23 protein-coding genes are annotated in these 23406 nt (G+C 36.5%); 8 read left to right on the top strand and 15 right to left on the bottom strand.

What is annotated here, in order from left to right; all coding sequences use genetic code 11:
* Positions 1 to 5 precede the first annotated feature (5 nt).
* Positions 6 to 944 carry a halovibrin HvnB gene (locus tag HC728_RS13045; RefSeq protein WP_065598123.1) on the top strand — a complete coding sequence of 313 codons (939 nt, stop codon included), beginning with the start codon at positions 6 to 8 and terminating at the stop codon, positions 942 to 944.
* A gap of 116 nt (positions 945 to 1060) precedes the next feature.
* Here HC728_RS13045 and gbpA read toward each other — a convergent pair whose 3' ends face one another.
* Positions 1061 to 2542 (bottom strand): N-acetylglucosamine-binding protein GbpA, encoded by a 1482-nt coding sequence (gene gbpA / locus HC728_RS13040; protein ID WP_190395614.1) that lies wholly within the window; start codon positions 2540 to 2542, stop codon positions 1061 to 1063.
* A 526-nt stretch (positions 2543 to 3068) separates the two neighbouring features.
* On the opposite strand from gbpA, the gene pflB reads away from it, so the two are divergent.
* Together pflB and HC728_RS13030 are read left to right on the top strand one after the other, a co-directional pair.
* Positions 3069 to 5366: a formate C-acetyltransferase gene (pflB, locus tag HC728_RS13035; RefSeq protein WP_190395613.1), complete on the top strand. Its 2298-nt coding sequence runs from the start codon at positions 3069 to 3071 to the stop codon at positions 5364 to 5366.
* A gap of 356 nt (positions 5367 to 5722) precedes the next feature.
* Positions 5723 to 7111, top strand: coding sequence for a DASS family sodium-coupled anion symporter (locus HC728_RS13030; protein ID WP_190395612.1), 1389 nt, complete (start codon positions 5723 to 5725; stop codon positions 7109 to 7111).
* Between the two features lie 70 nt (positions 7112 to 7181).
* On the opposite strand, the gene HC728_RS13025 is transcribed toward HC728_RS13030, so the two are convergent.
* The 3 genes from HC728_RS13025 to HC728_RS20300 form a co-directional block, all read right to left on the bottom strand.
* On the bottom strand, positions 7182 to 7361 hold the full coding sequence (locus HC728_RS13025) for a hypothetical protein (RefSeq protein WP_190395611.1): 180 nt from the start codon (positions 7359 to 7361) through the stop codon (positions 7182 to 7184).
* Between the two features lie 79 nt (positions 7362 to 7440).
* Positions 7441 to 8400: a hypothetical protein gene (locus tag HC728_RS13020; protein WP_190395610.1), complete on the bottom strand. Its 960-nt coding sequence runs from the start codon at positions 8398 to 8400 to the stop codon at positions 7441 to 7443.
* 57 nt (positions 8401 to 8457) lie between these two features.
* Positions 8458 to 8580, bottom strand: a complete 123-nt coding sequence (locus HC728_RS20300) for a hypothetical protein (RefSeq protein WP_255507871.1) — start codon at positions 8578 to 8580, stop codon at positions 8458 to 8460.
* Between the two features lie 373 nt (positions 8581 to 8953).
* On the opposite strand from HC728_RS20300, the gene HC728_RS13015 reads away from it, so the two are divergent.
* Entirely contained in the window at positions 8954 to 9985 is a 1032-nt protein-coding gene (locus HC728_RS13015; protein WP_190395609.1) for an alpha/beta hydrolase, read from the top strand.
* An 18-nt stretch (positions 9986 to 10003) separates the two neighbouring features.
* Here the strand turns inward: HC728_RS13015 and HC728_RS13010 are convergent, their stop codons facing one another.
* The 4 genes from HC728_RS13010 to HC728_RS12995 form a co-directional block, all read right to left on the bottom strand.
* Positions 10004 to 11704 carry a class I SAM-dependent methyltransferase gene (locus HC728_RS13010; protein WP_190395608.1) on the bottom strand — a complete coding sequence of 567 codons (1701 nt, stop codon included), beginning with the start codon at positions 11702 to 11704 and terminating at the stop codon, positions 10004 to 10006.
* A gap of 154 nt (positions 11705 to 11858) precedes the next feature.
* The gene (gene dcm / locus HC728_RS13005) at positions 11859 to 12815 is read right to left on the bottom strand and encodes a DNA (cytosine-5-)-methyltransferase (protein WP_190395607.1); all 957 of its coding nucleotides are present in this window, start codon (positions 12813 to 12815) and stop codon (positions 11859 to 11861) included.
* On the bottom strand, positions 12812 to 14209 hold the full coding sequence (locus HC728_RS13000) for a protein NO VEIN domain-containing protein (RefSeq protein ID WP_190395606.1): 1398 nt from the start codon (positions 14207 to 14209) through the stop codon (positions 12812 to 12814). Before HC728_RS13000 ends, dcm begins: the two co-directional genes overlap by 4 nt.
* Positions 14188 to 15249, bottom strand: a complete 1062-nt coding sequence (locus tag HC728_RS12995; protein WP_190395605.1) for a DNA cytosine methyltransferase — start codon at positions 15247 to 15249, stop codon at positions 14188 to 14190. The genes HC728_RS13000 and HC728_RS12995 overlap by 22 nt, the downstream gene beginning before the upstream one ends.
* Before the next feature lie 298 nt (positions 15250 to 15547).
* On the opposite strand from HC728_RS12995, the gene HC728_RS12990 reads away from it, so the two are divergent.
* A complete protein-coding gene (locus HC728_RS12990) occupies positions 15548 to 15967 on the top strand; it encodes a hypothetical protein (RefSeq protein WP_155654717.1) in 420 nt (139 codons plus the stop codon).
* A gap of 61 nt (positions 15968 to 16028) precedes the next feature.
* Here HC728_RS12990 and HC728_RS12985 read toward each other — a convergent pair whose 3' ends face one another.
* Together HC728_RS12985 and HC728_RS12980 are read right to left on the bottom strand one after the other, a co-directional pair.
* Positions 16029 to 16265, bottom strand: coding sequence for a hypothetical protein (locus HC728_RS12985; protein ID WP_017019592.1), 237 nt, complete (start codon positions 16263 to 16265; stop codon positions 16029 to 16031).
* A gap of 164 nt (positions 16266 to 16429) precedes the next feature.
* Positions 16430 to 17257 carry a CPBP family intramembrane glutamic endopeptidase gene (locus tag HC728_RS12980; protein ID WP_190395604.1) on the bottom strand — a complete coding sequence of 276 codons (828 nt, stop codon included), beginning with the start codon at positions 17255 to 17257 and terminating at the stop codon, positions 16430 to 16432.
* Positions 17258 to 17735: 478 nt separating this feature from the next.
* On the opposite strand from HC728_RS12980, the gene HC728_RS12975 reads away from it, so the two are divergent.
* Together HC728_RS12975 and HC728_RS12970 are read left to right on the top strand one after the other, a co-directional pair.
* A complete protein-coding gene (locus tag HC728_RS12975) occupies positions 17736 to 18716 on the top strand; it encodes a hypothetical protein (protein WP_190395603.1) in 981 nt (326 codons plus the stop codon).
* Positions 18717 to 18809: 93 nt separating this feature from the next.
* The gene (locus HC728_RS12970) at positions 18810 to 19208 is read left to right on the top strand and encodes a hypothetical protein (protein WP_017019595.1); all 399 of its coding nucleotides are present in this window, start codon (positions 18810 to 18812) and stop codon (positions 19206 to 19208) included.
* Positions 19209 to 19276: 68 nt separating this feature from the next.
* On the opposite strand, the gene HC728_RS12965 is transcribed toward HC728_RS12970, so the two are convergent.
* The 4 genes from HC728_RS12965 to HC728_RS12950 all read right to left on the bottom strand — a co-directional run bounded on the left by HC728_RS12965 (position 19277) and on the right by HC728_RS12950 (position 22025).
* Entirely contained in the window at positions 19277 to 19726 is a 450-nt protein-coding gene (locus HC728_RS12965) for a PTS sugar transporter subunit IIA (protein ID WP_190395602.1), read from the bottom strand.
* The gene (locus HC728_RS12960) at positions 19723 to 20979 is read right to left on the bottom strand and encodes a PTS ascorbate transporter subunit IIC (RefSeq protein ID WP_011263029.1); all 1257 of its coding nucleotides are present in this window, start codon (positions 20977 to 20979) and stop codon (positions 19723 to 19725) included. Before HC728_RS12960 ends, HC728_RS12965 begins: the two co-directional genes overlap by 4 nt.
* Positions 20980 to 20994: 15 nt before the next feature.
* Complete coding sequence (locus HC728_RS12955; protein ID WP_005421936.1) at positions 20995 to 21264, bottom strand: PTS sugar transporter subunit IIB; 270 nt, start codon at positions 21262 to 21264, stop codon at positions 20995 to 20997.
* Positions 21265 to 21554: 290 nt separating this feature from the next.
* Entirely contained in the window at positions 21555 to 22025 is a 471-nt protein-coding gene (locus HC728_RS12950) for a hypothetical protein (protein ID WP_170620539.1), read from the bottom strand.
* A gap of 206 nt (positions 22026 to 22231) precedes the next feature.
* Between HC728_RS12950 and HC728_RS12945 the strand changes: the two genes are divergently transcribed.
* Positions 22232 to 22939, top strand: coding sequence for a DNA-3-methyladenine glycosylase I (locus HC728_RS12945; protein WP_065624488.1), 708 nt, complete (start codon positions 22232 to 22234; stop codon positions 22937 to 22939).
* A gap of 8 nt (positions 22940 to 22947) precedes the next feature.
* Here HC728_RS12945 and HC728_RS12940 read toward each other — a convergent pair whose 3' ends face one another.
* Positions 22948 to 23298, bottom strand: coding sequence for a rhodanese-like domain-containing protein (locus HC728_RS12940; protein WP_005421930.1), 351 nt, complete (start codon positions 23296 to 23298; stop codon positions 22948 to 22950).
* Between the last annotated feature and the right edge of the window lie 108 nt (positions 23299 to 23406).

The raw sequence follows: 23406 nt of genomic DNA, 5'->3' as shown, positions 1-23406 counted from the left end.
GAATTATGTTTAAGTTGGTATTAACGTTTTTTATAATAATAAGCAGTGCCAATGCCTTCGCTTTTGCTAAGCCACCACCTCCACAACCACCAACAAAGCCGCCAGGTTATTCCGTTGTCACACCTGAGTTGGGAAATAAAGTGGTTAAGAACCTAATGGAAAATTATTACGATACAAGAGCCAATTGCGGCGCTTCACATCGTTCTTCTTATCTATGTAGTGGAGTCACATTACGAGGTACACAACCGGGTAATTATCACGTATGGGAGCCAAGCCCATCATCAGAGAAGAGTGGCGGTGTTTCTTTCTCATACCTTCGTACTGATGCTAAGTTCTCACGCCTAGCTTATGGATACAAAAGTGGTTTTACTATTTATCCAACGTTTGAGTTAGTTGGTAGTGCCTTAGATCTTGAATATCTTTGCTTTTTCCCTGTAGATGCAGATACAAACCGACGTGATGATGCTGGTTGTGGAGCCCACACTTCATACCAATCAAACAGTGGTGAGTGTAATGCACAAGGTATTTATACTGAAGGCCAATGGGTAAACCACTACAATTCAACATCAAGTAATGGTGATAACCGCGATCATCATCAATGTGGTTTTAACATTCAATATTACTACCCTAATGCTACTGAGTTTGTTGCATCTAACTTTTATCAAGGACTACAAGCGATGCGTGATGTGAGTGGGCAAACTCATAACAAGCAAAATGAGATCCGCATTAAAACATGGGATAAAAGCTTAGGACGTCAAACTCCAGTTCAAGCTTTCTTTTATATTGATATAACGGGTCAAGAAGGATTAAATGAAGCGAGATCTTACCAACAAGATTTCTATAATATGTATGGTTTAATAAAACCAGTGGTTAAATTAGACTTGCCAGCAACTTGGGATGATGAAGCTAAATTTACTTTCTCAATGGATGATCAAGCAATTTAATCTATAGATAAGATAAAACACATAAATAGTATTTAATTTATAAATAAAAAGAGCCTTCATATTATATATTGAAGGCTCTCATATTATTTTTTATCGCTATAATCTAATAAACAATATTAGTTTACTTTATCCCAAGCCATAGACCAATCAGAGCCAACACCTGGTGCAAAGTTAGTTGCTGTATCAGTCCATTGCACACAGTAACCAGAGTATGGGAATTCTTTACATTGATAAACATTACCATCTTCTGCTAATACTTTCGTACCTGCTTGATAGCCCTTCACACCTTCTGGGAATACAAAGTCAAAATCACCTGATGGTGGAGGCGTTACCGCTTCTTCAACTAAGTGGAAATCAGACATATCTTGCTTGATTAACTCACCATCCATGTTTTTGATACGAGAAACCAACATGTGATGACCTTTCTCAGACTTAGATAGTGCCATTACTACTGATTTTGCTTCGCCATCTTTTAGCGTTACATTCGTGTTTGCTAGCGCTTCTTTACCGTGGTTATAAACCGTTAGCTCAACATTCATGTCACCCGCAGCAGCATATAGACTTAAATCTAATTCTGTCGCTGAATCACCAATTGTGTACTCAGACGCCAAACCTTCAATATCTAGATGATAAACAGGTTCAACCGTTTCTAATTGATAGCCAATTTCAACGCTCTTTAGACCACTTCCCGCTTTCAGGTAAACAGGGTTAGGACCGTATTGAGGTGAAAATTCACCCTTATCATTTAGTTGACCAGCACCAATATTTTGCTGCTCTTTATTGATCTTTGTTGCTAACGCATGTGTCCAGTTATTCGCTTGACCTTGCGTTTCATTCTCAATCACTAATTCAGTAGAAAGAGATGCATTTTCGCCAGATGCATCAAACACACGAGTAAATACACGATCACCCACGTTTAAATCACGAGTTGGGTTAATTTGACCACCTTGAGACCAAGTTGGATCAACCACGCCGCCATTACCGTCAAACTTAACGTCAATTACGTTATAGAATGCAGCTGCAGTATCACCCACATCCCAAACAGCAAGAATAACTTGGTAGCCTTCACGCTCAGGAACAATACATTCGTGTGAGAACGTATTTGGGTATAGAGGCGGTTTTTCCATGTTGTATTCAAGTTCACAGAACGGAGTTAGATCAAATGAATCACGTGTTAATACCGCATTTGGATTCCAGTTCTGTTTTGTCATGTAGTACTTCCACGTTCTTGTTACGTGGTTTGCTGTAAACGTCCATTCAAACGTTTGTGCACCAGCAGTAATTGGACGTTTAACCCAACGATCCGCTGTTTGTTCGTTTAATTCTGAAAACTGAACCAGACCAGCACCTGCGATTTGACCATCTGCAGGACCTTTCTCAGGGAAACCTTCAGGGCCTTCAACACTTTGTGGTTCCCATTGAACAGAACCACAATCACGGTTTTTTTCTTGAGTATCTGACGTTGGGAATTTACACAATGCAGCACGAGAGCCCGCAATACCATCATTAGTTTCAGATACATAACCATGTGCCGATACGCCTGAGCTTACCGCCATCATAGATAACGCAATCAGCGTTTTCGTTGAGCTTTTGTTCATTACTTTACCTTTAATACAGTTATTATTATGTTTTTTGTTCTGCACAGTCTTTCAATAAGTTTGGTCGCCTATTTTGATAATTTGACATGATTGGGCAGGCGCTGAAATGTAATGGAAAGAATTTATAAAAACGATTTTTACTGCATTAAAATGGAATTCAAATCACACATTATTATTTTTTGTAACTTATTGTAAATAAAGAAATAAATATAGACATCAGATTCCAGATGTTAAGCAAATACCCCCAATAAAAAACATTCGCAAAACAAATGCATTCAAACAATTAATCAACAGTGAAAATACAAAATTTAACTCACTAGACTAACGACAAAGAATATTAAAAACTTAATATATGCATAAAATACATTTAAAAAATTAAAAGCATTCATTTTACTCATAAAGGTGATAGGAATAGTATCGTTCTAAAGGAAAACAGTTTGTGATTACGCATTATTGAACATCCAAATTCAAAAATACGACTCTACAAACTGATTGAAAAACAAATAATTAAAGATAGGTAAGCATTATGACTATTCCAACAACTGGTATGATAGAAGCATGGCGTGGCTTTACTAATGGCGAATGGCAAACGAGCGTAAACACTCGTGATTTTATTCAAACAAACTACACTCCGTATGAAGGAGATGAATCCTTTCTTGTAGAAGCAACAGAATCAACCACTACATTATGGAATAGCGTATTAGAAGGCATCAAACAAGAGAGTCGAACTCACGCTCCTGTTGATTTTGATACCGACTTACCTTCAACCATCATTTCCCATGACGCTGGTTACATCAATAAAGATCTCGAAACAATCGTTGGTCTACAAACAGACAAACCACTAAAACGCTCTATTATCGCTAACGGCGGTATTCGCATGGTGAAAAACTCATGTGAAGTGTATGGTCGTGAATTAGATAAAAACGTTGAGAAGATATTCACCGAATACCGTAAAACACACAATAAAGCGTGTTTTGATCTTTACACTAAAGAGATCCTTGCGTGCCGCAAATCAGGCATCATCACGGGTCTTCCTGATGCTTATGGCCGTGGTCGTATCATTGGTGACTATCGTCGTTTAGCGCTTTACGGTATTGATTTCTTAAAAGCCGATAAAAAAGAGCAATACAACTCAACTCAAGCCTTCCTTGAACAAGGTCAAGATCTTGAAAAAACCATGCGACTTCGTGAAGAATTAGCGGATCAAGTTCAAGCATTAGAAGACATTCGTCAAATGGGCCTAAAATACGGTATTGATATGTCTCTACCAGCTAAAACAGCTCAAGAGGCAATTCAATTTACATATTTTGGTTACCTTGCTGCGGTTAAATCTCAAAACGGTGCCGCAATGTCACTAGGCCGTACATCAACCTTCCTTGATGTGTATGTTGAACGTGATATTGCCAACGGCTTAATTACCGAAGAACAAGCACAAGAGATGATTGACCACTTCATCATGAAATTACGTATGGTACGTTTCTTACGTACACCAGAATACGATTCACTTTTCTCTGGCGACCCAATCTGGGCAACAGAAGCTATGGCAGGTATGGGTGTTGATGGCCGTACATTAGTGACTAAAACAACATTCCGTTACCTACACACATTACACACAATGGGTCCTGCACCAGAGCCAAACATGACAATCCTTTGGTCAGAGCAACTGCCAATTGCCTTTAAGAAATACGCAGCGAAAGTGTCAATTGATACCTCATCAGTACAATACGAAAACGACGATTTAATGCGTCCTGATTTCGATAACGATGACTACGCTATTGCCTGTTGTGTAAGCCCACAAGTAGTAGGTAAGCACATGCAATTCTTTGGAGCTCGTGCCAACCTAGCAAAAGCACTGCTTTACACCATCAATGGTGGTATTGATGAAAAATCAAAAGCACAAGTTGGCCCACAAGTAGACAAAGTAAGCGACGACGTTCTTGATTTTGATAGCCTAATGCCACGCTTTGATTCAATGTTAGATTGGTTAGCAACACAATATGTGACGGCTTTAAACATCATTCACTACTCGCACGACCGTTACAGTTACGAAGCATCATTAATGGCATTAATGGATCGCGATGTTCGTCGTACTATGGCATGTGGTATTGCAGGTCTATCAGTGGTTGCTGATTCATTAGCTGCAATCAAATTTGCTAAAGTAACCCCAGTTCGTGATGAAGATGGTGTGGCTATCGATTTCAACATTGAAGGTGATTACCCTAAATTTGGTAATAACGATAACCGTGTTGATGACATTGCTTGTGACCTTGTTGAACGCTTCATGAAAAAAATTCAGAAAATGAGCATGTACCGTGAAGCTATTCCAACACAATCGATTCTTACTATTACATCAAACGTTGTATACGGTAAGAAAACAGGTAACACACCGGATGGCCGTCGTGCAGGTATGCCTTTTGGTCCGGGTGCAAACCCAATGCATGGTCGAGATGAAAACGGAGCAGTAGCATCACTAACATCGGTATCAAAACTGCCATTTGCTTACGCTAAAGATGGTATTTCTTATACTTTCTCTATTGTGCCAAATGCACTTGGTAAAGATGAAGATGTACAAAAACAAAACCTTGCAGCACTTATGGATGGTTATTTCCACCACGAAGCCGCAAGTGTAAATGAAGGAATTGAAGGTGGCCAACATCTCAATGTTAACGTATTAAACCGTGATACATTGCTAGATGCTGTTGAACACCCAGAAAAATACCCACAATTAACCATTCGAGTATCAGGTTATGCAGTGCGTTTTAACTCACTAACTCGTGAGCAACAACAAGACGTAATTAGCCGTACATTTACAGAGCAAATGTAATAAGGGTTTTACTCAGTAAAATTAACGCCACCATATAACTGGTGGCGTTAATCACAAATAACCAACTGTAAATAAAAGAAAATACTAAAAAAAATTCAATATCACCTCTCCATTCAATTCTCTTTTAAATTCCTTCTTCCAAATAAATAACAGTTAACACAAGAATAACAATTAAAGTGCAATTTCTGTTTAAAACGTGATCTTAAATAGAGTTACAACATTATATAAACGATCAAAACGACACTCCTCATAACCTTCCATTTACTACGGTTAATATTCTGTAACAATACAAAAGATATCAAAACAATCTTGATAGAAAGTTGGTCTGAAAATTCATCGTTAGAATGGAGTTCGTCATGCTCAAAAATGAAAACCTACCGTTACCCACAAATACCAGGGAATGGTTCTTAAATAAAAATAGCCTTATCATCCTCGCTGATATCGTTCTTTTTGCTTTACTGTATAACTTCCTTCCATTTGAAAGAGACGTTGTGCTTGGGTTAAGTATCTTAACGTTTGTGGCTATTTTATGGCTCACCGAAGCCATGCACGTTAGTATCACTGCACTTTTAGTTCCTATGTTTGCCATTGGTTTTGAGATTTTTGATACCGGCAAAGCACTCAGTAACTTCGCAAACCCGATTATCTTCCTCTTTCTTGGTGGCTTTGCTCTGGCTGCTGCACTTCACAGACAAGAGTTGGACAAGGCCATTGCAGATAAAGTATTGGTATTAGCAAATGGTAAAATGAGTACCGCTATTTACATGCTATTTGGGGTAACAGCAGGGCTATCAATGTGGATAAGTAACACCGCTACCACCGCCATGATGCTTCCTCTCGTTTTAGGGGTATTAAACAAAGTAAACTCAAAATCAGGCCACAACACCTATGTGTTCGTTTTACTTGGTATAGCTTACTGTGCCAGCATTGGCGGGATCTCAACCATCGTTGGTAGTCCACCAAATGCCATTGCCGCTGCAGAAGTTGGTTTAAGTTTTACAGAATGGATGGCCTTTGGTGTACCTGTAACTTTGGTTTTACTACCAACCACAGTTGCACTTTTGTACTTCATGCTAAAACCAAACTTAAATGAAGTCTTTGAGTTAAACCGAGAACCTATTGCATGGGATAAAGGTAAAGTCGTTACTTTAATGATTTTTGCTCTTACGGTTACCTTATGGGTTTTCAGTAAACCAATTAATGCCATGCTAGGTGGATTCTCAAAATTCGATACTCTGGTAGCATTAATGGCGATCATTCTGGTTGGATTTGCACGAGTGGTGCAATGGAAAGACATTGAAAAAACCACAGACTGGGGTGTATTACTGTTATTTGGTGGTGGTATCTGTTTAAGTAACATCCTAAAAGCAACAGGAACCAGTACCTTCCTAGCGCATAGCCTGAGCGATATTCTTGCTCAAGCAGGCATATTATTTACCATATTAACCGTTGCAGCTTTTGTGGTGTTCTTAACTGAGTTTGCAAGTAACACGGCAAGTGCCGCTCTGCTTATCCCAGTATTTGCAAGTGTGGCAGAAGCTCTTGGTATTTCACCTGTTGTACTTTCAGCCATGATAGCAATCTCCGCTTCTTGTGCCTTCATGCTGCCAGTTGCGACACCACCTAATGCCATTGTCTTCGGCTCTGGTCATATTAAACAATCTGAGATGATGCGTGTAGGTATTTACTTAAATCTTGTTTGTGTTGTTGTCTTAACCGGTTTCGCTGCCATTTTCTGGAGATAATTCACGGTTTTAATTATCTATCTCATTATATAAAAAATTACGGCACTTATTGTGCCGTAACTAAAAAGCATTACTTCTGTACATCTCGGTGATACCTACTAGGAATTCCATTTTTTCTTTCATACTCTTCAATAACATCAAATAATTTATTAAATGCCTTTGCTTCTTCTACGGAAAAATTTCTATAATTCAAATGCCCAGAAAGCATTAATAACTCACCCAAAGCATGATTATATTCATTTACTGACATATGAACCTCCTTTTATTTTGAATAAGCTCATATTAATAATAGCAGTATATTCAAAAAGAGTGAGAAAAGAGCCAACACTTTAATTACATTCTAACTTTTTCCAAAACTCATCATTCGGATCCTTTTCTTCACGCCATTTAGGATCTTGTCTTGCCGTTAAATACCATTGCAATCCATCAAATAATGCAAAAGCCGTTGGCCCACCTAAATGTTCAAACGCATCAAAAAAAGCATCTTCCATATGCATCAAGGTTTCTAAATCTGCGCATTGATGTTCAATCGCCCACTCTATCGCCTCAGGTTGAACTGTGGCTTCTGACATAACAACAGCAACCAATGGAAGGATAACATCATCATTTTCAAATTGAGACTCTTCTAGAATATCGACTCTGTCTTGCTCTTGTTTTTGGATCTCATCAATAATGGCATTTCGCTCTTTATTACTGATATCACGATTTAACTCAGCAATACGTAATCCATAAGCAAATCGCTCAGATCCAACAAGTTCAACGATCGTTTCTAATAATAATTTATCCAGTGACAAAGCTTTTACATGGTGATCAATACACGCTTGAACACTTAAATAGCGCACACCATTAAACTCAAACCCATAACTCTCATCTCCTTCTAATGGAGAGCCATCAACACACAGCTCCCAACCGACATAATCAACCCGTGCTTTTGCTATTTCATACATTTGCCATGCACTTTTTCCAAAGCCTTCAAGTACCGCACCATGAAACTCAGCCTCTTCAAGTTCTTCTTTTGTCCATTGCAAACCAATACCCAAATGCTTGGCGTATTTATTCATTAATGCGTGTTTTACTTTATCTCGATAAGACCAAATAGATTCAGACACACCAGAGGATGAAAAAGACAAACACTCTTTGCATGCAGGTAATTCAATTGGTTGATGGAATATATGGTGAACTTGACGTGAAGAACTAGGAAAAGAGAGAAGATCATACGAAGGCTCGCCACAAAACCAGCAGGTATGTCTTAAATTAAAAGGGACATCAATAAGAGAGTAGTTAACCATGGGGCATCCAACGCACATTCGAAAAATGCATTCTACCCCATGATAACGAAAATAGGATTACTCTTTTCTTCTTAAGATCCCCAACGTATGAAAAGCCATTGGAATTATCACGACGATAAGAATCGAAATTAAAATTTCCATAAACGTCATAAATGAACCTTGGTCACTTATATAGAACATACCTTTACCCTGTGTTATGTAAGCCAATGTCGCCTAGCCTCACAATGCATTTATTTGCATTTTTATTTTTGTGAGTGTTTTTGAGTTGTATTACTCTTTTATTTTTATAAATCTATTATGAGCTTTTTTTATGACAAAATGAAACTATTCCATACAAACATATGCACCAGATTCACAAACTGTGAATAAATTAACCTATTGATATATATGACAATAAATACAAGTATCAGTAAGAGTCTTAAAATCAATACATTTATGCATAGCTTTACATAATCACTTGGCTCTCATCCGCAACTCAGTATCTTTTCACTTCTCAAATTATTCATTCATCCTATCCTTATGGCTTACGATTAATGCATCTCAGGGACATGACATGATCTTCATATTAAGCACTCGCAAGCGCATCGGATTTTTTCCAAATGAAAAACACACCAATGAACCGGGTGAAGCTCATTATCTAATGCTGCCAGATGAAGCAACCACCCCTGATTTAAACCAACATCAACTGCCACAAGAGGCATGGGTAACGGCATTAACCAATCAAGCAACAACGGGACGCCACGCTGACAATCATCCCCTAGCCCAATATAAAACCGGTAATATTCTGTTTTTTGCTCATGGCTATAACAACACCCAAGAAGAAATCGTTTCACGCCATAAACTGCTTGAGAAACAGCTAAAACAACATGGATATACAGGAACGGTTGTAAGTTTTGATTGGCCTTGTGCGAACTACACATTAAATTACTTAGAAGACAGAATGGACGCCTACAAAAGTGCGATTCAACTGGTGACAGGTGGCATAACCCCATTAGCAATAAACCAATTGCATGAGAAAGAAAACCAGTGCGACATCGATATTCATTTACTAGGCCACTCTACAGGGGCTTATGTGATTAGAGAGGCATTTTATCAAGCAAGTAAAAATCGAACTTTGCAGCGAATTTACTGGAACGTGAGTCAAATCTGCTTTATTGGTGGAGATATTGCACAGAAGTCATTAACACAATGTGACAATAAATCTGCGCCTATGTTTGCTCAATCAAGCCGAATTACCAACTACCAAAGCCCTTATGACAACGCATTAAAAATCTCTAATATTAAGCGAGCTGGTTTATTCCCTCGTTGTGGACGTGTTGGATTACCTAGCGATGCACCATTAAACCTTGTTAACGTACACTGCGGAGATCACTGGAAACTGCTTACAGAGCCAGAAGAAAACAAAGCCATAGGCAACTGGAGCCACTCTTGGCACTTTCACTGCAATCACTTTATGGAAGATTTGGCTCACACCTTAAAAGGCGATATAGATAGACACGCCATTCCCACCCGTGAGTGCGTAAATGGCGAGTTGAGACTAACGGTAAAAACACCGGTGACAATCAGTAAGAAAAGGCTGAAATGATGGGAATGGTGAAAAAGATCACCACTCATTAATTAATAAGCGACTTTGAACGCCTTTAATTTGAAACCCCATTGCATCAAATACTTCTTCAAAATCTCTACATTGCTGTGGAATATTTGGTAAAGATAGCGTTGCTTCATTAAAAAAGCGTTGCTGCTCACTTGGTGTTTGCCATGCTAGTTGCCACCAATCCAAAATAGTCGACTTTGATTTCTCAAGTCTATCTCGTGAAGGCACTTTATCACTTTTCTTTAAATTTAATGACTGACTCGAAGGTAATAAGTTCCAATGATCATTATTTGGCCAATACGCAAAAGGTAAACAATGATCAACATGATATTCACGCTTAAGTTTTGTTTGCCCCCAAACGCACCTAATCGAATGCCCATCAGCTTGTAAGGCCTCTATTTTCGAGCGAACTCTATGAGTATCATGCTTTTTATCTAACCACATTAAACAGTCATGATACGTTTGTAGCGTTATATTGTTTTCTCTATTAGCTTCAAAACGCTGCATTTCAGATATCCACTGATTAACAACTAATGGTTCAATCCAAGAGTAATAAAGGCGGAAGCAATCCCAAAGGTTTTGCTTTAAAACAAATGAGCCAAAACTCTCAAAGAACGTCGGATCAAGAACAATACTTGATTCCATTTTACGTCTCTTCGATGGTGCTAATGTTGAAAACTCTTTATTATTTTCTTCTAAAGCCCCCGAGTAAATAAATTTAATTGGTCCATCTTTCATGGTTTTAATCGCAGCTTGAATCGCTTTTTGTAATGCTTCTGCTTCTTCGTTATAAAATACGGCACCAATAGCCAGATCATCTGCAGATAAATGCTTTAACTGCTCCCAACCATCTGCCGTTATAAACGCTAAGCCTTTTTTGGTATTACTGTTTTGTTGAATATTTCCAACATCAATTAATCGTTTATAAGCCTTAATCCAATAAAGAGCGACTAAACCTAGCGGTATCGATACTTCTCCATCCGTTCGATCCATAACGCAGCCTGAGTGAGCATCTGCAATACGAAGTAGTACACGCAGTAACGCTAATTTATAAGTCGAACTTTTACTATCATTAACAATAATGTGACGAACTTTATTAAGATCACCTGAACCATCATCAGGTAAGCTCATCACAACCGTTTGCCATTGAATAGCACCACGTTTTAAAGCATCAGATTCAACCTCAGTAACTAAGCGAGTATGTAAACAAGCATCTTTTGCAAATTGAGCTAACTCATCAGAAGAACAAGGATATCCTTCTCTTCCATCAGAAAAGCCGCCATGTCGTAAGCTAATGACTAAGCAACCATTAGGGGCTAATAAATTAGAAAGTTTTCGAAAAGCACGAGCTCTATATGATGGTGCGATATGCATCCATACCGCACTCACTAAAATAACATCAAAGCGCATACCTAACGCTTGAACACGGCTTAATTCAGGAAGTACATCATCGAGCCATTGAACCTGCTTTCCGGTATAGTTTTGACCTAGTTCACGCATTGATTTTGCAGGCTCAAGTGCGATGACAGAGCAGCCTTGGTCAGAAAGCCACTTAGAATCACGTCCAACTCCAGCGCCAACATCTAAAACCTTATCCCCCGAACATGGCCAAAATGGTTTCCAACAGGCATGAACATCTTCAAAATTGACCGAAATATAATCTTGAAAAAGAGTTTCAGAATTTTGATTATAGAATTGAATATTATCCATATGCTTTGTTGAACTACCTTAATTAACCAACGGAAAGCTTTGCTGTATCATGCCACATGTAAGTGAAGCAACTCCAAATTTTAAGAAATGTTTTCAAAAATGCCTACAGTTGAGGTGCAAATATTTACACCACACTTCACTTACTAGTTTGGAATTACTGCTCCAAAGCCCTAATTACACTCTTCATTAAGTGCCACATTAAAACAGGAGGCACAGCGTTTCCAATCGCTTTATAAGACCTAGTATCTGAAACTTTAAATTGAAAGCTATCAGGAAAAGATTGTATTCTCGCAGCCTCTCGAGGCGTGAATCTTCTATATCTACCTTCAATACATAAAACAGGATCAACACTATTCAAGCTAGCTTTTGATAAATGAGCAGTAATTGTATTACAAAAAGATTCAGGATCCTGAGCCCTTCCTTTATTCATTTTTTCTTGATTACGTAGCATTCCATTTACAGCTTTCTCTGAGAAAAAATATTTATCGTCAACTTCATTTTCTGAAAAAATCACATCTTTTAAATGTGACTTTTTATCTATTGATTCTGGATAATCAAACTTATTTGAAGCAATTAAATCACGAAAGCCTACAATAAATACTCTTTCTCTTTTCTGAGGTATAGAAAAGTTCGAGGAGTCCAATACTTTAAAAGTACAATGATAACCAGCATCTTTAAATGACTTTAGCACTAATGGAAATGCCTGTTTTTTATTAGCTGAAAGCAACCCCTTTACATTTTCAGCAATAAAAGCTAATGGTTTTTTATTTTCTAAGACATCAATCATCTCAAAAAACAGCTTCCCATTATCATTTTTATAACCTAATCGTGGTGGATTTTGTGCAACAATAGAGAAAGACTGACATGGAAAACCACCAATTAAAATATCATGTTCTGGTAAGGTTGATTTTAATTCACGTATATCACCTAAAATAGATTTATGTTCAAAATTATCATTATAGATTTCAACTGCATATTTATCGATATCTGAAGAAAAAACAATTTTTGTATTTAACTTTTTATAAAAATCATTTTGATACTCAAAATTACCTTCAGCCCCGAGATCCATACCACCGCAACCGCTAAACAATGATGCAACTTTATATGTCATAATTCTAATAACCTTTCATTATACCCTGATTCATTATTAAATATAATATCAAAGCCATGAGGTGAGTTTATTTTTATTCTATCGTTCATAAACTTACCTACAGGATCATTTATAATGAATAATTCTTTTGACTCTTTTGTAATAATTAATCTATATACAAAATACTTATCTCTATTTGTATATGCAGCATTCCATTCATTTTTTGTTAAATGAAAGCGATTTTGTGTTACTTTTTTATTGCTTAATGTGGTCTTCACTTCAATATAAATTTGATTGTCTTCTTCATCCATAGATTTAATATCATAGCCCAGAGCTAAATGAGTAGGCATAAATTTTACTAAATGCGAATTATGACCAAGCCCCGCATCTAATAATTTCTTTTTCTCATGGGAAATAATCAAATCCTCTCCCATATCACCGATATCTTTAGTTGATATAATTAACTTATCTTTATTATTTTTATCAATGATAACTTCATCGTCATTATTTGACTTAATAAAAGATTGAACACTAGTTTCACTCATATTGAAGTCAAGACTATTAACATAATCAGACCACTCTACTTTTATTTTATCAAAACAAGAAATTGTTTTTATTTTCTTATTATAATAAGCGTCAAAACCAATAAATAATTTTGATTCTAATAATGATTTTTGAATGAAACTTGATTCAAGTTCATTAATATAATATTTACCTTTAACTGACTTAAGGATATTTGCATATTCCATATAGTCAAGAAATTCATGAGCTGCTCGAGTTTGGTCATTAAAACTTTTATCTACAGATGGATGACTGCTATAGGTAACGTTATCATTTCGATTGTCTATAATAATAGAAATTGCATCTTGTAATGGTAATTTATTTGCGCTAAATCTTAAATCATCAAATAATACAAACGTAACTTCCTCTTTAGTTAAGTATGCATTTTCAGCATCGTTTTCCTTAACTTCTAACAAAAAATTACAAATAACATCATATGGTTTAAACTTTACATCATTATTTATATATGGAATTACTTTATGCAACTTAGAAAAACCATTCGGAAATTGCATTTTAATAACATAGTTTTTAAAAAACTCGATTAAATCTTGTTTTTCAGATAGTCTTTTTGAAATTAAACTTGGAAACTTTCCATTTTCATCATATTGAAATAAACCAAATAATGCACTAATTTCAGTTCGCCAATTATCTCTCGTTTTTTTTACCAACTTAGAGCTCAAATCAAAATTCATTAGTAATGCATCTAAATCGGCATCATTTACATACTCATCAAAGCTTGATATTTCAGATGCAATAAAAAATAAAACTTCTTCTAGTGTACTTTTAAACCTTGGCCTAACCATATGTACTGGAAATAAATGTTGTGTCGGTGTTATGTATTTTTGCTTAGACATTTCATAACCTCTTTTGATATATAAAACCCCAATAATGGAGGAACTGCATTACCAACTTGTTTATATTGCTCTGTTTTATTGCCAAGAAAGATAAATGAATCAGGGAATGATTGAAAACGAGCATTTTCTCTAACTGTGGGTACTCTATTATATTTATAATGGAAATGATGACGATGGCCAGTATCTATTGTAGGAGTTGGTTTCTTACTATGATATCTTGTCCAAGCAACATTAAATTTACGAGTACTTTGTAACTCTTCTGGTAAGTCTTTATAATTTCCACCTTCAGGAACTAAACTTATTGTATCTTTTACAGCTTGAGTATGTTTGGTTATTAGGTGATTATGTAATTCTCCATCCTGAACCCCATTGCGCATTCTTTTTTGATATTCAGTTAATGGATTTGATTTATAGTACATTGATTCTTGACAATCCGTATCATTAAGAGCAAATAGATCTGAAACTGCATCAGACGATGATATAAATTCTTCTTCTTTTGTATATATTGGTTTAGGGAAACTAATATCAATATTATTTTTAGTCCCTATGAATATAGCTCTTTTACGTTTTTGAGGTATACCGAACTCTGCCGCATTTAGTATTTTATAAGAAACATTATATCCTATACTTTGAAATTCTTTAATTATTTCTTCTTTGATTTTTCCTTTAAATAAACTTAAAATTCCTGGTACATTTTCTAAAACAATAACATTAGGATTTAAATGTTTTGTAATCTTCACAAATGAGCGAAAAAGTCTATTTCTTGGATCATCATATCTACGAGGACCAGATAAAGATAAGCCCTGACATGGAGGTCCACCAATAACAACGTCAACTTTTTGATTTCCAATTTTTTGATCTATTAAATCTAACGTGATACTTTCTATATCTCCACAGATTGTTTGAGATCCAGAATGATTAAATGCAAAAGATTTTAATGCTGCTTCATTATGATCAATTCCTAGTAATATCTTCGCTCCAGCCTGTTCAAAGCCTAAAGACAAACCTCCACAACCACAAAATAAATCAACAACTTTCATAATACCCTACTACTGTACATAAACACACATACATACTATCAACAAAACATAGAAGGATAAACTATAAATATTAATAACTAAAGCTCACTCCTTTCTTTATTTGATAATAAATAGCCCTGATTGTGACCCGTAGGGACAAGACACAGCGAAGCGTTTTGTGGCTTGGTTGAGCTATTGGTGTGTTGCGAAAAATGAGTGACGCACCAATTCGCGAAATAAAGCAGGTTGCCCGAAGGGTGCTTCTTACCTTTATGCCGTGCTAGAATTAAGTATTCCCCAAATGAATGATATGTATTAAATGAAAAAATATGCTTTATTGTTAGCTCTGTTCTCTGGTGTTTGTTTCGCAAAACCGCAGGTGTATTTTGGTGCTGATGCCCTCTCAAACTCTAGCGCTTATTCTTTACAGTCTGGCTTTTATTTCCCTGTTAATCAAGAGCTAGATTTTGGCTACGATGTAGATTTCACGCAATGGAACCAAGATGTTCATTCATTTGGTATTAACATTAAACCGGCTTTTCGTAAGCAACAATTCTACCTAGCGCCTATTGTCGGCATGCATTACTTTAATAACGATATTGATTACAGCTACAGCCTTGGGGTTGAGGTAGGGTACGATTTTGAGCGTGTGACTCTCAGAGCAGGATACAAAGACGTTGATGAAGAGTTTTATGATAATGATGCGTTTTATGTGGGTGTTGCGGTTCGTTTTGATTAATCATTAACGAGTAAATATCTTGATGATTAAGCAATTATAATAATTCCTTAATCATCAAGCGTTATGCGATGTTGTTTAGCTCTCGCTGCTTATCCATGTAAATTTTTAAACGATTTACTCTGGATTCTATTTCTTGCTCTTTTATCTCTCCACGCTTTCGCGCAAAGTTGATGGCTTGTTGGTCGTAGACGCCTTCGTTTTGCATTTTCATGTTGCTAATGCTGTTCTTTAATACTTCTTGGCTTTTTTCTCTTTCAATGGATTCCATTTGAATTTTGCCAACAGCTTCTACTTTCATATAACCTCAGTGAATGATTATCTCTTATATGTGAGACTTTAGATCTAAGCGTGATAGCGGTCAAGATATACTGAATGGGGTTTCGCAAATTATTGGCTTAAGTCAGTAAATAAATGCAAAAGCCCACTCAGTTTCATTTATAAAAGTTATTTAAATTAAGTGAGTTATTTCATTATTGGGTATGTGAAAAACACCAAGTGAATGAAGTTAAACAAGAAGTGGAACGCAACCGCTACCCACAAACGTGAGCTGTAATGAAAGGCTAATCCATAACCCACACCTGCTAAGGTCGCAAAAACAGCCAAGAGTAAACCACCGCCAATATGGGCTGCACCAAATAGTACACTGGCTACGGCTACCCCTGCTATCCAACCAGATCGTTTACTGAGTGATTGTTGTATAAAACCTCGGAAGAAGGCTTCTTCGGCTACGCAAGTTAGCAATAGGTTATTTAATGCAAACAACCACCACCAGTTAGGAATAGTGAACTCTGGTTTTAATGCACCTAATCCCCACGCTAAAGGCAACAAGCTAAAAAGTGGAATCGCGGTATAGATAAGTGCTTTTTTATTTACGTTGGCTTTGCTTCCTAATAGAGCAGGATAAGCGAGTAATAATCCAAATAAGATAAGCGGTTTATCTAGGTTTAAATATAAGGTGAATGGAACGCTTAATGGGCCGGTAACAACGGCATCCAATACCTTGGCGTTGTTAAAACCGGGAATTAAATGAAGAAATAATGCAATGCACCATAAGAAGATAAATAGGTATGCCCCCAGTTGCCATTTTTTCTCTAAGCTTGGTGTTTTATAGGCAACAAGCAAGCCTGTTGCTATCCCCGCTAACCCAACCATGTTTAGTCGTTGCTCTATGATTGCACCAATTAAGGTGATACCAAGTAAGGCAAAACTGGCTTTGGTTTGATTGATAAATGCTAAGACGATAGCCAACGCAAGCGGGATCCAAATCCACATCGAAATATCTAATATCATTACTTTTTCCTTTGAAGTGATGTGACGTCTAACGCGTCTTAAATGTGGAACGAGATTACTTGAAAGTTGCTAAAAAAAATAGTGAAAAAAGTGCAGATTTGTTAAATAAAAACCCCGCAACAAACTCAATGCCGCTCAATTTGTTATTAATATACTAAATTATATAAATCAGTCATTAATTAATAGATTCAATATATCCTTACTCCTTTATTAAAGTTTCAGGTTATTTACCAATTATTACTGTGTTGATTGCATTTAATTTATTTCACTCTCATATTTATTATTACTTACTATCATACTATTTAATTAAAAAGAATAGCGCGTTATTGATTTTATATACGAATTTTAAAAACTGCTTATATTTGATTAATACTAAATATAACAAAGAGCTAATTATAGACAAAGACCTTAAAAAAACTAAGACTATTGTTGATTGCAATCACACTATTATATCTAACAAACAATAAGAAGGTTAAAAATGAAATTATCTGTATTAGCATTATCGACAACAGCTATACTTTCCTCAGCAGTTTATGCAGATCCTATAGTATCCGTGAATTCAAATGAAATTGTGATTAGTACAAAAGCAGGCTCTCCTGTTTACGCACAAATCTTAGATGAAAATAAAGCGGAATTTAATCAAGAGCTATCTTACTTACCGAATGGTTATATCAACAACTCTACACTCATTACATGTTCGGCGAGCTGTGTGCTAAATGTAGAGTTAAAAGAAGGGGTTGATGACGCTCTTGTTAAAGTATCTGCTCCATCAAGTGGAGAGACGATACTTGATATAAAAAATAATGATTCAGGTACAGAAAACCCTGACTCTCTTTGGAAAGAGACGTTTGACCATGTAATGACAGAATACAATCTAGACGCAAATGGTCAAGCTTCATTATTACCAAATTACCCAGCGAACTTTGTTTCAAGCTTCTATCTACCAGGAACTGTAACGGTTCAAGATATTACGGATCAATCTCCGACCTCAAGTTATCCTAATCAATACATTCCAGAAAACGGTCAATCATCAGATATTTTACATGGTGGCGATGGTGATGATTCATCGAATGTTGCTATTATTATTCCGGTATCTGGAAGCCAAAATATGTCAACTATTACAAGCTTCTCGTTATCAGATTCTTTATATCAACCTTATTTAGAAAATAATCAAAATTACCGTTTAAATTTTGATGCAATGCGTTCAAATATTAAAATTTCTAAGGCTGATGATACGCTATCAACATTATCTGTCGTAAAAAATGGTGATCATGTAGTTTGTTCTCAAAATATATCGAACATTACTTCATGGCAATCAATGAACTCATGTGATTTTAAATACCAAGAAGGTGATGTTATTGGATTTAAAATTTCTTATCCTGAGCTAAAAAGTAGTCCAAATGTAACTAAATCAGCATATGGTCTTATTGTGGATAATATTGAGATTTCATCTTTGTAATTTTTATAGCATCAAGGAACTCAATTTAAATAACAGGGTTATGACGACCCTGTCATACCTACTAATAGGTATTTATATCTAGGATAAATTAATATGAAATTAAAACGTTTTTTACTAACTGCTTTTTTCGGGATTGCAACATTTCAAGCTCAAGCTACAGAGTGGACTCTTGGTGATTGGTACATGGTTTCAAGTGGTCAAGATGCAGTGGTTCGTTCTGAGGCTATAAACCTTTGTGAGTCTCTTGGTCTTAAAGGGGTTAATTGGAAGCTTCCAACTCGAAATGAATTTAATGATGCATTAACTAATAAAGACGCTGATTTTATGAATGTGTTGAATAACATTAAATTTACACAATCTATGGGATTTTTAGACGATACAGATGCAAATGTATGGTTTTACAATCGAGTAGAGCAAGACGGAAATACATTGTACCCACTGCTAAGTGATACTTTCCGAGGTCAAGTTCTGTGTACAAGTAAATCAGAATAAATTAAAACCAAACTTGATGAGTTAGAAATTGAATTCCTAACTCATCAATAGATTACTAGAGGGGGGATCTAGTATTTTTTTAGGATCTCTTTAATGTCTGATTCCGTTTCTGCTTGGATAATTGCATCCACATCATCTTCATTTTGGAATAACTCTGAAAGTGCCATAATGGTATGAATGTGGCTATCAGAATCCATCGCCGCAAGAGTGACAGAGAAGTACACGTCACCATTATCTTCTGACTCTAAATCAACACCATTTTTAAATACCGAGATTTGTAGTGCAGCTTCGTTTACACCATCTTCTGGTCTTGCGTGTGGCATTGCGATTTTAGGAGCCAAAACATAATAAGCACCGATTTCTTTATGCTTTTGTTTAATGGCTTCTAGGTAGCTTGCTTCTACTTTTCCATTTTTAATCAGTAGTGAACAAGTTAAGTCCAATGCTGCATCCAGTGTTAGCTCTTTTTCTGTAGTAATAACAATGCCGTCGTTACCAATTAAATCTAATAAACTCATGACACAATCCATCCAAGAACAAGACCAACAACACCAAAGTCAAAATCAGCAAATGTTGTTGCTTCTAGACCTAGGCCACCAAGTACTGGAAGCAGTAGCATTGGTAAGAATGAGATACATAGGCCTTGAGTAAATGCGCCTAGTACCGCACCACGTAAACCACCCGTTGCGTTACCGTATACGCCTGCTGCACCACCAACGAAGAAGTGAGGAACAACACCCGCAACAATAATTGTCCAACCAAATGCACCTTGAATACCCATTGCAACTAGACCTGCTGTGAATGAGCTTAAGAAACCGATTAATACTGCATTAGGTGCCACTGGGAATACCATTGGACAATCTAGCGCTGGTTTTGCACCTGGTACTAAAGTGTCTGAAATACCTTTAAATGCAGGAACGATTTCAGCGATCAGCATTTTTACGCCTTGCAGTACGATGTATACACCACCAGCAAACGTTAATGATTGCATAAAAGTAAATACAACCCAGTTTTGACCGCCAGAGACGCTTTCTACAAACTCACCACCTGCGAAAACAGAAGCAAGTAAGAAGAACAGAAGCATGGTAGTTGCTACGGCTACTGGAGTATCACGTAAAAACATTAAGCTTTTTGGTACATTAATGTCTTCTGTTGATTTTGATGTATCACCAAACTTGCTACCAATATAACCTGAAATCACATAAGACAAGGTTGAGAAGTGACCCATTGCCAGCTGATCGGTACCCATTACTTTTTCAGTATATTTTTGGGCAATAGCAGGCATGATAACCATTAATGAACCAACAATAACTGAACCTAGCGCCACTAATGTTGTGCCTGTAATATCTGCTGTCGATAAAATTACAGCGACAAGCATAGACATAAACATGGTGTGGTGACCCGTTAAAAAGATATATTTTAAAGGAGTGAAACGAGCTAATAATATATTTACGATGAACGCAAAGAACATAATTAATGCCATTTCATAACCAAACGCTTCTTGTGCTAATGCCACAATCGCTTCGTTATTTGGAATAACACCACTTACACCAAAAGCTTCTGTAAATACCGCAGAGAAATTATTTAATGCGCCAACCAATGCGCCTGCACCAAAACCAAGAATTAAGAATCCCATTACGGTTTTAATTGTGCCTTTTAGAATGGTTGATATATCTGATTTTTGGGCAACAAGACCAATAAATGCAATTAAACCAACCATGATTGCTGGCTCTTTTAATAAGCCGAGCATGAACTCAAAGAAATTTGCCATAATAGCGACCTTAGCTTAGATGAATGTTTTTAATTGCGCTTCAATTGATGCTTTATCAAAAATATTGGCAAGACTTACGATGTTTTGTTTACCAGCCTCTTCAAGCTGAGTCGCTACGTCTGTCGCTGCCACCCAAATATCAGCATTGCTTGATGCTGCTGATGATAAATCTTCATGATCAATATCAGCTTCTAAACCAATTTTCTTTGCCACTTCTTTTACTGCCATTTCCATCATTAAAGAAGTGCCTAAACCGTTTCCACATACAACTAAAATCTTTTTCATTTTATATACTCTCTGTAGGGTTGCAGGAGCTAAATAATAAGCTCCCGAGTTATTATGTAATGAATCTTAAAGAGTAAATTGGAGATTTAAATAGATCTAAATCACAAAGTCAAAATGAGATTGTGACGCAAATCTACTTAATACAGTCTTATTGATAGGGATGTTTCTTAATTTATTTTTTAGGGTTTTATTATATTTGAAGAGTGTGATCTAGATTGGAATTTATATTTTAATTAAGGTCGTAATTATTTAGCGTTTATTTTCTCATTATTTTATTTTGAATAAATCTATTATTTACCGTAATCAGTAAGCATTTTTTTCAGTAAATTATTCACGTCCTTGGTTTTTTTATTTCTCTTAGTTAATGCACTTAACGAAGTTGGTAATTCAGGTTCTTCTTTTGTGCTTGTTGGCTCTTCGGCTTTGGTTTTCATTTTTTGAACCGCAGGCAGTAGCATACGTACTTCTTCACCACTTTCTGTAGTAAGTAATACGATATTTTCAGATTCAACTTGAACAATGGTTAATATGCCGTGTTTTACAGATTCAACCTTCTCTCCTACCATGATAGATTCTGGTGGTACTGATCGGTCTGCCAATTGGCCGCTTCTTAACTTAGCTGCACTAATTGCACGAATATTACCCGTATTCTCAAAAGCCACAATCACAGTGTGTGTATTGTAGTATTCAATAACGGTGACATAACCGTGTTTTTTTGTTTTAAATCGCGCCCCATTTTGCATATCCAATGGCGCATCCATCTTTTTTGCTAACATTACTTCTTCCTACTTCACTCTCCTAAACACTTTATGTAATACAGATTTTTGTACCATTTAAATGTCCAGTTATTTGTAAGTATATACATATATTTCATTAATATACATCTATCATTACGTCTCTTTGTTGTGCAGTTCTTACCATTATTGTTACTATCTTAATCTCATTTCACTATTGTCCGGTTTCTATCATGAGCATTGAAAAGTTTGAATCTATTTATGAGCGAGCAGCACTCCGCAAAGGTGGAACTGCGCAGCTTGAGTTGTTATTAAACAAGCCATTACCTCGTAGTGAATTAGCTAAAATTCCTGATGATCGCTGGTTAGCGGCATTTACAGAGAAGGTTTTTCAATGTGGTATTTCTTGGAATGTAGTGAGAAAAAAATGGCCTAATTTTGAAGAGGTCTTTTTCCAATTCCGCATTCAACCACTGTTAATGCAACCTGACGAAGTATGGGAAGAAAAAGCACAAGACCCACGCATTATTCGTCATTTGACCAAGGTAAAAACCATTCCTGCGAATGCGATGATGATCTACTCCGCCGGATTACAACACGACTCTTTTGGTAACATGGTGGCAAATTGGCCAAGTGAAGACATTACCGGATTATGGGCTTACTTAAAAAAACACGGTCAACGTTTAGGTGGCAATACTGGCGCTTATGCATTACGCCAAATGGGAGTGGATACCTTTATCTTATCTTCTGATGTGGAATCTTACTTACGTAATTATGGCATTATTGATGGTGGTCGAGATACAAAACGTGTGCATCTCGCAGCAAACCAAGCGTTTAATCAATGGAAAGAAGAATCAGGCCGCAGCTTATCTGAGATCAGCCAAGTAATCGCTTATAGCTGCGGTGATAATCGAGTGCTTATTTCAGCATCCGAGCAATAAAACACTCATTATGGTGTTGGTTTAGTCGATTGCATTTCAACTAGACCACCGCCGTTATACACCTCTTTAAATCCCACTTGCTTTAAGTAACTCATGGCTTTTCCCGAACGTGCGCCACTTCGGCAATACACCACTATCGGGGTGTCTTTATCTATTTTAGCGAACGCTTTATCTACTGTATTTAACGGGTAGTTCGTTGCACCATCTAAATGCCCTTGGCTAAATTCCCCAGGAGTTCGCACATCAATTAATAATGCGCCTTGCTCTACTTGCTCCCACGCTTGTTCACTTCGCTCTGAGCTCCAGCTATTAAAAGAGAACATAGCCAATAGCGCACATAAACCTGCTTTTATTTTCATGTGTTTATCCTTCACAATTCGATTTATGCTAATCCTAATCCAGAGTGGAAGAACTCACCTATCCTATTGTTCAAATTTATAAGCCGAGATCAAAAAAACCAGCCTATT

The sequence above is a fragment of the Aliivibrio sp. S10_S31 genome (genome assembly GCF_014694495.1).
Classification (GTDB): domain Bacteria; phylum Pseudomonadota; class Gammaproteobacteria; order Enterobacterales; family Vibrionaceae; genus Aliivibrio; species Aliivibrio fischeri.
The sequence above is the reverse complement of the archived record's forward strand: the minus strand, read 5'-3'. Positions and strand labels throughout refer to the sequence as shown.